At 70.0% G+C, this 12,065-nt stretch carries 12 protein-coding genes and 1 pseudogene; 10 read left to right on the top strand and 3 right to left on the bottom strand.

Annotated features, from left to right (window positions below):
- Complete coding sequence (locus C6376_RS30920) at positions 1-405, bottom strand: BlaI/MecI/CopY family transcriptional regulator (protein WP_107446418.1); 405 nt, start codon at positions 403-405, stop codon at positions 1-3.
- 176 nt (positions 406-581) lie between these two features.
- Here C6376_RS30920 and C6376_RS30915 point away from each other — a divergent pair, with 176 nt between their 5' ends.
- Both C6376_RS30915 and C6376_RS30910 read left to right on the top strand, forming a co-directional pair.
- A complete protein-coding gene (locus tag C6376_RS30915) occupies positions 582-848 on the top strand; it encodes a GlsB/YeaQ/YmgE family stress response membrane protein (RefSeq protein ID WP_107446417.1) in 267 nt (88 codons plus the stop codon).
- Positions 849-936: 88 nt separating this feature from the next.
- Positions 937-1,512, top strand: coding sequence for a TerD family protein (locus tag C6376_RS30910; protein ID WP_107446416.1), 576 nt, complete (start codon positions 937-939; stop codon positions 1,510-1,512).
- Positions 1,513-1,533: 21 nt separating this feature from the next.
- On the opposite strand, the pseudogene C6376_RS46530 reads toward C6376_RS30910, so the two are convergent.
- Positions 1,534-1,725, bottom strand: a pseudogene (locus tag C6376_RS46530) (VOC family protein); the annotation flags it as partial.
- A gap of 83 nt (positions 1,726-1,808) precedes the next feature.
- On the opposite strand from C6376_RS46530, the gene C6376_RS30905 reads away from it, so the two are divergent.
- Positions 1,809-3,026 carry an NAD(P)/FAD-dependent oxidoreductase gene (locus C6376_RS30905; RefSeq protein ID WP_107446415.1) on the top strand — a complete coding sequence of 406 codons (1,218 nt, stop codon included), beginning with the start codon at positions 1,809-1,811 and terminating at the stop codon, positions 3,024-3,026.
- A gap of 10 nt (positions 3,027-3,036) precedes the next feature.
- Positions 3,037-3,990, top strand: coding sequence for a sigma-70 family RNA polymerase sigma factor (locus C6376_RS30900; protein ID WP_173985767.1), 954 nt, complete (start codon positions 3,037-3,039; stop codon positions 3,988-3,990).
- 445 nt (positions 3,991-4,435) lie between these two features.
- On the opposite strand, the gene C6376_RS30895 is transcribed toward C6376_RS30900, so the two are convergent.
- Entirely contained in the window at positions 4,436-5,173 is a 738-nt protein-coding gene (locus C6376_RS30895; protein WP_107446413.1) for a flavodoxin family protein, read from the bottom strand.
- A gap of 234 nt (positions 5,174-5,407) precedes the next feature.
- On the opposite strand from C6376_RS30895, the gene C6376_RS30890 reads away from it, so the two are divergent.
- The 6 genes from C6376_RS30890 (at position 5,408) to C6376_RS30865 (ending at position 11,960) form a co-directional block, all read left to right on the top strand.
- Positions 5,408-5,854 carry an SRPBCC family protein gene (locus C6376_RS30890; protein WP_107446412.1) on the top strand — a complete coding sequence of 149 codons (447 nt, stop codon included), beginning with the start codon at positions 5,408-5,410 and terminating at the stop codon, positions 5,852-5,854.
- 10 nt (positions 5,855-5,864) lie between these two features.
- Positions 5,865-6,194, top strand: coding sequence for a TfoX/Sxy family protein (locus C6376_RS30885; RefSeq protein WP_107446411.1), 330 nt, complete (start codon positions 5,865-5,867; stop codon positions 6,192-6,194).
- A 488-nt stretch (positions 6,195-6,682) separates the two neighbouring features.
- Positions 6,683-7,918 (top strand): sodium:proton antiporter, encoded by a 1,236-nt coding sequence (locus C6376_RS30880; protein ID WP_107446410.1) that lies wholly within the window; start codon positions 6,683-6,685, stop codon positions 7,916-7,918.
- Between the two features lie 398 nt (positions 7,919-8,316).
- Positions 8,317-9,615 (top strand): SLC13 family permease, encoded by a 1,299-nt coding sequence (locus C6376_RS30875; RefSeq protein WP_107446409.1) that lies wholly within the window; start codon positions 8,317-8,319, stop codon positions 9,613-9,615.
- Positions 9,616-9,933: 318 nt separating this feature from the next.
- Positions 9,934-10,449, top strand: coding sequence for a hypothetical protein (locus tag C6376_RS30870; RefSeq protein ID WP_107446408.1), 516 nt, complete (start codon positions 9,934-9,936; stop codon positions 10,447-10,449).
- A 77-nt stretch (positions 10,450-10,526) separates the two neighbouring features.
- Positions 10,527-11,960: a flotillin family protein gene (locus C6376_RS30865; protein ID WP_107446407.1), complete on the top strand. Its 1,434-nt coding sequence runs from the start codon at positions 10,527-10,529 to the stop codon at positions 11,958-11,960.
- Positions 11,961-12,065: the final 105 nt, after the last annotated feature.

Raw genomic sequence — 12,065 nt, 5'->3', positions numbered from 1 at the left:
TCAGTCTTCCCTCTCGCCCCTCGCAGGATCCAGCAGTTCCCGCAACAGCCGTTCATCGCCCGGCTCCAGGGAGGTGACAAAGCGGGCCAGCACCGCCTCACGGTCGTCCTGGCCGTCCAGCACCTTGCGCATCTTGTGCGCGGCCAGGCCCGCCTGGTCCGAGGCCGGGGTCCAGGCGAAGGACCGACCGGCCCGCTCACGGGTCACCGCTCCCTTGGCCAGCAGCCGGGTCAGGATCGTGATCACCGTCGTATAGGCAAGGTCACCGCCGAGGCGCTCCTGCACCCAGCCCGCACTCGCCGGGCCGTCCGCCTCGCGCAGCACAGACAGGACAAGCGCCTCCAGCTCCCCCTGCCCCCGTCGCCGGGAACCCCGCTGGTCCGTCACGCCCTGTCTCCCTTCCATCGACCCCGAATCCACGCGCAGCCCATCGTATAGACGCCCCTGCGGCCACCCACCGCACCGCGACTTATGTGCGGCACCAACACCACACCATCTACACAATTGTAGAAGATAGGCTGGCCAGGTGGGTCCGTCCGGACCGCAGAGACAACACCAGTACACAAGGAGAGAGGGCAGACATGGGCGTCATCGCATGGCTGGTTCTGGGACTGCTCGCCGGGGCCATCGCCAAGGCCATCCTCCCCGGGCGCGACCCGGGCGGACTCATCGGCACGACGCTCATCGGCATCGCGGGAGCCTTCCTGGGCGGATGGCTCTCGGCGAGGTTCCTCGACCGGCCGGTGCAGCGAGAGTTCTTCGACGCCGCAACCTGGGGCTCGGCCATCGCGGGCGCACTGGTCCTGCTGATCGGTTACCGCCTCCTCTTCGGCAACTCCCGCGACTGAAGCACCCCTTCACCATTTTCTACATTGCTGTAGATTTTAAGCTTGGGCCGCGCCGGCCCCGACCTGACGCATCGCGAAGGACTTCACTGTGGGAGTTTCCCTGCCCAAGGGCGGCACCGTCTCGCTCAGCAAGGAGGCGCCGGGCCTGAGCGCGGTCCTGGTCGGCCTGGGCTGGGACGTGCGCACCACCACGGGCACCGACTACGACCTCGACGCCTCGGCACTGCTCCTGGACGCCTCCGGCAAGGTCCTGTCCGACCGCCACTTCGTCTTCTACAACAACCTGAAGAGCCCGGACGGCTCGGTCGAGCACACCGGCGACAACCTCACCGGTGAGGGCGAGGGCGACGACGAGTCCGTCAAGGTGAACCTCGCCGCCGTGCCCGCCGAGGTCGACCGGATCGTCTTCCCCGTCTCCATCCACGACGCCGAGAACCGCGGCCAGAGCTTCGGCCAGGTCCGCAACGCCTTCATCCGCGTCGTCAACCAGGCCGGCGGCGCCGAGATCGCCCGCTACGACCTGTCCGAGGACGCTTCGACGGAAACAGCCATGGCCTTCGGCGAGCTCTACCGCAGTGGCCCGGAGTGGAAATTCCGCGCCGCCGGACAGGGCTACGCCTCCGGACTGGCCGGCATCGCCGCCCACTTCGGCGTCAACGTCTGACCCGGCGGGCCGGGTGACATAGGCGAACGCCGGTACGGCGTTGGTGCGCAGGGCGAAGCCCAGGTAGGCGGTGTAGAAGTCGACGGCCTTCTGGACGTCGTCGACGAGGTACCGGACGCTGGCGAACTGGTCGGACGAATTTCTCGTGGAGTTGGGCCAGGATCGCAGCGGCGAGCCGGTCCGGGGCTGCCGGGTTGCCGCTCTGTGACCCATGCCACATGCAGTTCCTGTCAGCAATCGGGTCGCTGTTCCGCTCAAGTCGTCGACAGGGAGCAGCGAACCGACAGGAGCAAGACATGAAGCACCGCATCGTCGTCGTCGGCGCCGGCTATGCCGGGGCCTACGTGGCCGGGACCCTGGCCCGTCGACTGTCCCCGGCGGACACCGACATCACAGTGGTCAACGCCGAGCCGGACTTCGTCCAGCGGCTGCGGCTGCACCAGCTCGCGGCCGGCCGAGAGATCGAGGCTCCACAGCTCACCGGCGTCTTCGCAGGCACGGGGATACGGCTGCGTCTGGCCCGTGTCACCGCCGTCGACCCCGAGCGCCAGGTCGTCGCCGTGGCCGACGCCGACGGCGGCGGCGAACTCGGCTACGACACGCTTCTCTACGCGCTCGGCAGCCACGCCGCCGACCACGGCGTCCCCGGCGTGGCCGAGCACGCCTTCGACGTCACCGGCCGGCCCTCCGCGCTGCGCCTGCGCGAGCGCCTGGACAGCCTGAGCAGGCGGGACGGGGGAGGAAGCGTGCTGGTCGTCGGCGACGGGCTGACCGGCATCGAGACCGCCACCGAGATCGCCGAATCCCGGCCGGGCGTGTCGGTGACACTGGTCGCCCGCGGCGAGCTGAGCGCCCCTCTCTCGGCCGGAGCACGCAGCCACCTGCGCCATGCGTGCGATCGGCTGGGCATCACCGTACTGGAGCACACCACCGTCGAAGCCGTCGAAGCGACGCGGGTGCTGTGCTCCGACGGCACCGCCCTGGCGTCCGACGCGACCGTGTGGACGGCCGGGTTCGCGGTCAGTTCCATCGCCGCCGTGGGCGGGCTGGAGGTCACCGACAACGGTCGGATCGTCGTCGATCGCACCATGCGGTCGGTCTCGCACCCGAACGTCTACGCCGCCGGCGACAGCGCCTACGCCATCGGCGACAACGGCCGCCCGCTGCCGATGTCCTGCGCTTCGGCCGGCTACACCGGCCGGCAGGCCACGGAGGCGATCGTGGGACGCCTGACCGGCCGCGAGATCCCGAACACCAAGCTGGAGTACCTGGGCAACCACATCAGCCTCGGGCGGCGGGACGGGATCCTGCAGATGGTCGACGACGAAGCGCAGGCGAAGCCGAAGTACATGGGTGGCCGGAAGGCCGCGCGGATCAAGGCCGGCATCCTCAAGATGTCGCTGTGGGCCACCTCGCACCCGACCTTCGGGCTGCCCAAGCGCAAGCGCCGCCTGGCCGCCACGCCGGATGCGTCCGCCGAAGAAAAGGCGGTCGTCGGTCGCGTGGCCGCCTAGGGTGATCCGAGTGGACAGCACCGCCACTGATCGCTTCGACACCAGCCGGTTCGAGGCCAGCCGGAACCGGCTGGCCTCGCTGGCCTACCGGCTGCTGGGCTCCGCCGCCGACGCCGAAGACGCCGTGCAGGATACGTTCCTGCACTGGCAGGCCGCCGACAGGCAGCAGATCAGGGTGCCGGAAGCATGGCTGACCAAGGTCGTCACCAACCTGTGTCTCGACCGGCTCCGCTCGGCACAGGCCCGCCGCGAACGCACCGCCGGCGCCTGGCTGCCCGAACCGCTCCTCGACGGCGACCCGATGCTCGGCCCGGCCGACACGTTCGAGCAGCGCGAATCGGTCTCCCTGGCCGTGCTGACGCTCATGGAGCGCCTGTCACCCCTCGAGCGGGCCGTCTACGTCCTGCGCGAAGCGTTCTCCCACAGCCATGCCGAGATCGCCGGGATCCTCGACCTCACCGAGTCCGCGAGCCAGCAGCACCTCCACCGGGCCCGGCGCCGCATCACCGCCGCGCGCCGCGGCGGCGGCGAAGTCGACCTGGCATCCGCCCGCAGGATCGTCGAGGAGTTCCTCGCCGCCGCCACCACGGGCCGCACCGAACGGCTCGTGGCGCTGCTCACCGACGACGCGACCGCGATCTCCGACGGCGCCGGCCTGACCGAGAGGCTGCTGCGGTACGACACTCCGCAGCGCGTCGCCGCCGTCGCACGGGCCGGCTTCAAACCCACACCCGCGAAACGGCGACTTGTCGGCGGCACGCCCGCCGTCCACTACGCGCTCGTCAACGGCGCCCCCGCCATCCTCACCGTGCTCGGCGACCAGGTCGTCGGCTCCGTGACGTTCGACATCGCAGGCGGCAAGATCGCAATTGTGCGCGGCATCGCCGCCCCCACCCGCCTCGCCCGCCTCACCGAAGCCTGGCGACAGCACGAACCGGACACGCCGCTCATCGCCCAATGGTGACCCGACGCCGACCACTGCTGGGCGCGCACCACCCGTGCTGCGATGAACCGGTCGCCGCAGCCGTGAGGACGTGTTCACCTCGCTACTTTGCACCGTGGGGCACGGACAGGAGTCCCGAGCCAAGAAGACGGCGGTCACGAAGCCCTGAAAGCTACCGGCGGGCTAGTTTTTTCCTTGGTGGCCGTGCCAGGACTCCGGGGCCGAATCGCGCTTGGCGCAGCCGTCAGGGAGCACATCCCAGGGGCGACAATGTTGCGAAGTGCGCGGGCCCCGGCCGGGCTACGCGGTGCCGACGCCGACACGCGGATGGCCCACGGCCTGGCCGGTACCACCCGCACGCGCCCCATCCCCGCCTCGCTTCTTGGGAGTTCTGCCCGTCGCTCCCCCATTCAACGGAAACGCAGTCGCGCAGGGGCGGGGTGCTGAAGGTGCCGACCGGTACGGCTCAGCGGTGCTCGGGGTTGTCCGCCCCCGGGCGGCAGCCGGCGTCCCACTCCGAGCGCTGGTTGCCGTGGGCCGGGATGCCTCCGGCGCGTTTGAGCAGGGCTGCCAGGTGCAGCAGGTTCCAGGTCATGAAGGCGGTGTTGCGGTTGGTGAAGTCGTTGTCCGGGCCGCCTGAACCTGGATCCAGGTACGAGGGTCCGGGGCCCGCGGCGCCGATCCAGCCCGCGTCGGCCTGCGGGGGGATGGTGTAGCCGAGGTGCTGGAGGCTGTAGAGGACGTTCATGGCGCAGTGTTTGACCCCGTCCTCGTTGCCGGTGATCAGACAGCCGCCGACCCGCCCGTAGTAGGCGTACTGTCCCTGGGGGTTGAGCAGGCTGGAGCAGCTGTAGAGGCGCTCGATGACCTGCTTGGTGACGGAGCTGTTGTCGCCCAGCCAGATGGGCCCTGCCAGCACCAGGATGTCCGCGGCCATCACCTGCTCATACAGCGCGGGCCAGGCGTCGGTGGCGAAGCCGTGTTCGGTCATGTCCGGGTAGACGCCGGGCGCGATGTCCTGGTCGACCGCGCGAACGAGGTCCGTGGTCACCCCGCGCGCCTCCATGATCGCCCGGCTCTTGTCGATGAGTCCTTGGGTGTGGCTGAGCTGGGGGGACGGCTTGAGGGTGCAGTTGATGAAAAGGGCGCGCAGGTCGTCGAAACGGTAACCGTCCTCAGTGGACGGGGTGGGCTGTGCTGCCATGGCGGACTCCGGGGAGGACAGCGGACAGGGCCGACGGGCGGGGCAGGCGGCAATTCGCACCGCCCGGCGGCAGCGTCTCGCGGAAATGGCACGCTGTCTCGCTGCGACGCACCGCCGCACGGTGTTTTCCACCGGCGAGCGACGGTTCGTCGTGCGCTCGCCCACCGCCTCAAGGATCCTGGAGGCGGTAACAGAGCCCGGATCCTGGCCGGTCGAGGACAAGGCAACAGCACCATGACGATCGACGTGTCAGCGGAGCGCATGGTCCCGCTTCCGCCCGAACGGGTGGCCGAGTACGCCATGGACTGGCGCCATGACGCCGAGTGGACGCAGGGTATCCGCACCGCGGAGCTGACCCGGGAGTCGGACCAGGGCGGCTTCGGCGTGGGCGCCGAGGTCACCCGTACGGCGTACTTTCTCGGCCGGCGCATCGACTACGTCCTGCGCGTGGCCGCGTACGAGCCGCCCCGCCTGCTGGACATGGTCTCCGTGGCCGGGCCGATGCCCATGCACGTCACGTACACCTTCGAGCCGGACCCGCGGGGCACCTTCGCCCGCATCCGGGTCCGGGGCGGTGGGGGTGGCTTCTACCGGCTGGCCGCGCCTGTCCTGGCCCGCCAGGTCCGCTCCTCCATCGGCAAGGACCTGCGTGACCTCGAACACCGGCTGACCGGACGGTAAGAGGACCACCATGGCATACGACGAAGGACTGGCGGAACGGATCAGACAGCGACTCGGCTCTGATCCGGACGTCACGGAAAGGCGTATGTTCGGCGGGATCGCCTTCCTGTACCGCGGCAACATGGCCGTGGGCGTGAGCGGCGACGATCTGATGGTGCGAGTCGGCCCCGACCACACCGACGTGGCCCTGGCCCGGCCCGGGACGCGCGTCTTCGACATGACCGGCCGTCCCATGCGCGGTTGGATCCTCGTCGCCGGAACCGCTCTCAGCAAGGATGACGTCCTCGGCGAGTGGATCGACGAGGGACGTGCCTTCGCCGTGAGCCTGCCGCCCAAGTAGCGGCCCTCGACGCCCTGGCCCGCGCCCCGGCCCTCCTCCCTGCAGCAGCCGGACTGACTCGTACCGCCCTTCCGGCAAGCAGTATCAGAGGATCCGGAATGCGTCGGATGCCGCCCGGCCCGAGGCGACAGGTCACCCGGCCGGTGTGAACCACCTCAGTCCGGACGGCTGCGGGGCGGCGCTGCTCATGGCTCTTCGTGCAGCCCGGGCGCGCGGCACACGGCTGGCCGCACGCATGCGCACGACCGGGCACGGTCGGTCCTGCGCCACATCGGCATCACCCATGCGCCGGCGGCTGGAACGGACGACGGCACCTTGCGCGGCCGAGACGTCTTTTTCCCGAACCCGGCAGTGTCCGGCCGGTCAGAGTGCGCGCTGGTGGCCTGTCAGTGCCGCGTAAAGAACGTGTAGGGTTCCCAGCGGTGTGCCGGGAAGCCTGGTCGGCGATGTGAGGACAACTCTCTCTTCGTTGATCGGGGGTTCAGGTCATGGTGCTCGTCGTGGTGTTCGGAGCAGCACTGCTCATCGCGGTGCTGCTGTCAGGTCTGGCCGCACGGACCGTGCTGTCCACCTCCTTTCTCTTCCTGGTTGGCGGCGCGCTCGTCAGCGACGGTTTCCTCGGGCTGATCCACATCACGCCCGACAGTGAGATCGTGTCCGTCACAGCCGATCTGGCGCTGTTCGCGGTGCTCATCACCGACGGCATGCACGTCTCCTTCCCCAAGCTGCGCGCCAACTGGCGCAACCCGGCCCGCGCCCTCGGACTCGGCATGCCGCTCGCGTTCGTCGGCATGGCGCTGATCACGCACTACCTGGTGGGCCTGGACTGGACGACCTCGTTCCTGGTCGGCGCCGTGCTGGCGCCGACCGACCCGGTGTTCGCCTCGGCGATCGTCGGTCGCAAGGAAGTCCCGGCGAAGCTGCGGCAGTTGCTGAATGTGGAGAGCGGCATCAACGACGGGCTCGCTCTGCCGGTCGTGCTCATCCTGATCGCCGCGGCCGGGCCGACCTCCGGGCACGCCGAGGCGTCGCTGGGGAAGATCGCGCTCGAGCTGGTCCTCGGGCTGGCGTTCGGTGTCGTCCTGCCGTTCGTGGTGATCGAGCTCGTCCGGTTCCGGCTGCTGGGCGCCGAGCCCAAGCTGCAACCGCTGCTGCCGCTGGCGATCGGCGTGATCCTCTACGCGACGTGCCACCTGACGCACGCCAACCCCTACCTGGCCGCGTTCTCGGCGGGCGCGGTGCTCACCGCGCGCTCACCGGAGGCGAAGGAGGCGTTCGAACCACTCGGCGAAGCGCTGGCGGAGCTGGCGAAGTTCGCGGCGCTGCTGGTGTTCGGCGCGCTGCTGACTCCTCAGCTATTCGGGGACCTGTCCTTCGGCGGCTACGTCGCCGTGGTCCTGGCCATCGTGCTGATCCGCCCGGCTTCTCTGCTGCTCTCGCTGCTGGGCACGCGATTCGACCGGCGGGAGAAGCTGGTCGCGGCCTGGTTCGGGCCGAAGGGCTTCGCGTCGGTCGTGTACGGGCTGCTGGTGCTGCAAGCCGGGATCCCGCAGGGCGAGGAGGCGTTCACGCTCATCGCCGTGTGCATCGCCTTCTCGATCATCGCGCACAGCTCCACCGACGTTCCGATCGCCCGCCTCTTCGACGTCGAGGACCTCGCCGGCGTACCCGGCGGCGACGAGTCCGCCCGTACGACCAAGGAGGCCGGCCATGTCGGCGCATGAACTCGCCGAGTCCTACCCGTACGTGTCCACCCGACGACGACGCCACCGACGCGGCGCTGCTGCCCGGGAGCACAAGCTGCCGTCACTGCCGGCCGTCGACCGGGACGACCAGCCGTACGCCGTCGTGCCCACGGTCGCGACGGGGATCCCCCCTGCTCCGGGGGCACCTCCCAGGCCCGTGAGCCACTGGGGGGAGAAGTTGAGAGCCTGGGGAGGCTCCCGCGTCGCGGGTTCCGCCGGCCGACGGTCGGACCGGACGCGAGCATCATGTGCATCGCGGCTCTCATGGCCCGCACGCACACCCCACTGGTCACCGTCGTCGAACACGACGGCGGCCGAACCTGGCCGGCAGGCGCCGTGACGGCCGCCCGCCCGACGGAACGACTCATCGGAGGATCGTGAACGGCTGGCAGAGCTGGGCGGCGATCGTCGTCTTCGTGGCGACGTACGGCCTGATCATCAGCGAGAAGATCCACCGCGTGGGGGCAGCCCTCGGCGGTGCCGCGCTGATGCTGGCGATCGGCGCGACCGACGACGAGTCGGCCTTCTTCTCCGAGCACAGCGGAATCGACTGGAACGTCATCTTCCTGCTCATGGGCATGATGATGATCGTCGGCGTGCTCAAGAAGACCGGCATGTTCGAGTATCTGGCGATCTGGTCGGTGAAACGGGCACGGGCCAGACCCTTCCGCGTGATGGTCATGCTCATCGTGATCACGGCGATGGCCTCGGCGCTGCTCGACAACGTCACCACGGTCCTGCTCATCGCCCCCGTCACCCTGCTGGTCTGCGAGCGCCTCGGGCTGCCCGCCGCCCCCTTCCTGATCGCCGAGGTGTTCGCATCCAACATCGGCGGCATCGCGACCCTGGTCGGCGACCCACCCAACATCATCATCGCCAGCCGGGCCGGCCTGACCTTCAACGACTTCCTGGTTCACCTCGCCCCGCTCTCCGCGGTCCTGGTCGTCGTGCTCGTCGCTCTGTGCCGCTTCTTGTTCCGCGAGTCCTTCGTCTACGACGAGGCGCGCGCCGAGGAGGTCATGGCGCTGGAGGAGCGTGAGGCCATCAAGGATCCCCGGCTGCTCGTCCAGGGGCTCGTGGTGCTCGCCCTGGTCGTCGTCGGCTTCGTGCTCCACCCGGTGCTGCACTACGAGCCCAGCGTCGTCGCGCTGCTGGGCGCCGGCCTGCTGATCGCAGTGTCCGCCGTGGAGACCGGCGAGGTCCTGACCGAGGTCGAGTGGCCCACCCTCGCGTTCTTCGCCGGGCTGTTCATCATGATCGGCGGTCTGATCGAGACCGGTGTCATCGGCGAGGTCTCCAAGGCCCTCGCCGACGCCATCGGCGACAACGAACTCGGCGGCTCGATGCTGCTGCTGAGCGCGTCGGCCGTGCTGTCCGGCGTCGTGGACAACATCCCCTACGTCGCGACGATGGCGCCGATCACCAGCGACCTCGTGCAGTCGATGGGCGGTTCGGGCGACCACGTCATGTGGTGGGCCCTGGCCATCGGCGCGGATCTCGGCGGCAACGCCACCGCGATCGGCGCGAGTGCCAACGTGGTCGTCCTGGGCATCGCCGAACGCAACCGGCAGCCCATCTCCTTCTGGCAGTTCACCAAGTACGGCCTGGTCGTCACCGTCGTCACCGTGGCGCTGTCGGCGGGGTACGTGTGGCTGCGCTACTTCGCACTGGCCTGATCCGGAGGTGACGGACTGCATACCGGGAGCGGTTCACCCTCGTCGTACCGCGCGGGCAAGGAGACCGTCCGGAGCGGACGGCTGCGAAGTGCGCACCATCGCCAGGTCCTTCCGCGCCCCAGGACCGTGTGGTGCTCTCCACGGCCCACCAGGGCCCGCCCGGCTCCTCAGCCGGCGGCCGCTGCTTCGGACGCGGTCCGTAGACGCTTGGGTCAGGCATAAAAGGCGCGTAAAGATTGCCGGAATCCGGCAATGACCGCCGTAGTCGCACGTGAGACCATCCACGTGGCGTGGACGACAGCGGGGAGGTGAAGTTCCGTGACGCTGTTTCTGGGTCTCGGCATCGCAGGTCTCGTCCTGCTGGTGTTCGCGCTCGTCTTCGACGGTGTCCTGGAAGGGCTCTTCGACGGCGTCGGCGCGCTGGAGGGTCTGTTCGACGGGCTGCTGTCGCTGCCGGTGATCGCCGGGTTCGTCTCGATGCTCGGGTTCGGCGGGGCGATCGTGCTCGGCACCACGGGCCTCGGGGCCGGCGCCGCGGCCGTCGCGGGGGCGGGCGCGGGAACCGGGGCGGGCTGGCTGACCTGGCGCCTCAGCCGGGCCCTGATGCGGGACGAGCCCGGCGCCACCCCGCGCGGCACGGACCTGCTGGGCAGTTCCGGCTCCGTGGTCACGCCGATCCCGGCCGACGGCTACGGCGAGGTGCTGGTGTATCTGGCGGGCCAGCCGGTCAAGTACGCCGCGAAGAGCGTCGGCCCCGTCGAGCGCGGTACCGAGGTGTGGGTCGAGGAAGCCCTGTCGGCCACCTCCCTGGCGGTACGCCCGGTCGACCGCTGAGCCTTCGTCCGTTCGTCGTTGTTGTTTTTCGTTCCGCCCCGCACTCAGGGGGCTGGGTTTCCAAGAGGGGCATTGTCATGAGTCCTGTCCTCGTCGCGGTCGTGGGAGTCGTCATACTCCTGGTCCTGCTGGCTCTGGTCGTGGTCACGCGTTACAAGGTGGCCGGTCCCAGTGAGGCGTTCATCGTCACCGGGCGGCGCGGCAAGAAGGCCACCGATCCGGAGACCGGCCGGGTCTTCACGGACAACAGCGGCCAGAAGGTCGTGGTCGGTGGCGGCGTGTTCGTCGTGCCGTTCGTGCAGCAGAAGTTCACCCTCGACCTGTCCTCGCGGCACATCCCGGTGGCGGTGCGCGGCGCGGTCACCTTGCGCGGTGTCAAGGCGCACCTGGAAGGCGTCGCCATCGTCAAGGTCGGCGGCAGTGAGGACTCCATCCGTGCCGCCGCCCAGCGGTTCCTGATGCAGCAGGACGGCATCGTCGGGTTCACCCAGGAGGTGCTCTCCGGCGCGCTGCGCGCCATCGTCGGCCGGATGTCGGTGGAGGACATCATTCGCGACCGCGCCGCCTTCGCGGGGCAGGTCGCGGAGGAGGCCGAGGCGAGTCTGTCCGGGCAGGGCCTGGTGCTGGACGCCTTCCAGATCCAGGACATCAGCACCGAGGGCTCCTATCTGGAGGACCTCGGCCGTCCCGAGGCCGCGCGCGCCAAGCAGGAGGCCGACATCGCCGAGGCGGTGGCCCGGCGGGCCGCCGAGCAGGCCCGGCTGAAGGCCGAGGAGGAGATCGCGATCGCGCAGCGGACGTTCGCGCTGAAGCAGGCGGAGATCAAGGCCGAGACCGACGAGGCCGCTGCCCGAGCCGCAGCCGCCGGCCCGCTGGCCGAGGCCGCCCGCCGCCAGGAGGTGCTCGCCGAGCAGGAGAAGGTCGCCGAGCGGCAGGCCGCGCTGACCGACCGCGAACTGGACACCAAGGTCCGCAAGCCCGCCGACGCCGCCCGCTACCAGGCCGAGCAGGAGGCCGAGGCCCGCCGCATCGCCCTGGTCAAGCAGGCCGAGGCGGACGCCCAGCGCTCCCGGCTGACCGGTGAGGGCGAGAAGGCACACCGCGCCGCGCTCGCCGACGCGGTCCGCATCGAGGGTGAGGCCGAGGCCGCCGCGATCGGCGCGAAGGGCGCCGCCGAGGCCGAGGCCATGCACAGGAAGGCCGACGCGTTCGCGCGGTACGGCGACGCGGCCGTGCTCCAGATGCTCGTCGAGGTCCTGCCCCAGGTCGTCGCCAAGGCGTCCGAGCCGCTCAGCGCCATCGACAAGATGACGGTGATATCGACGGACGGCGCGAGCCGGCTGTCGCGGACCGTCACCGACAACGTCGCCCAGGGCGTCGAACTTCTCAGCTCCACCACCGGAGTCGACCTCGCCGACCTGCTGAAGGGCATGACCCGGCGGACCGGTGGGACACAGGCCGCGACCACGGCTCCCGCCGAAGCCAACGGAAAGATCGAGGTCACCGGCTGACGTCGGACACCCGGTGGCGCGGCGCGCCCGGACGGTCCTGGAACCGCCCGGGCGCGCCCTCGCGCCGGCGCCTGCCGTCGGCGGTAGCCGCCGCAAAGCCTTCGG

It is taken from the genome of Streptomyces sp. P3, assembly GCF_003032475.1.
In the GTDB taxonomy this organism is placed as follows: Bacteria; Actinomycetota; Actinomycetes; order Streptomycetales; family Streptomycetaceae; genus Streptomyces.
Note: the sequence above shows the minus strand (reverse complement) of the source record. Positions and strands in the feature narration are given on the sequence as shown.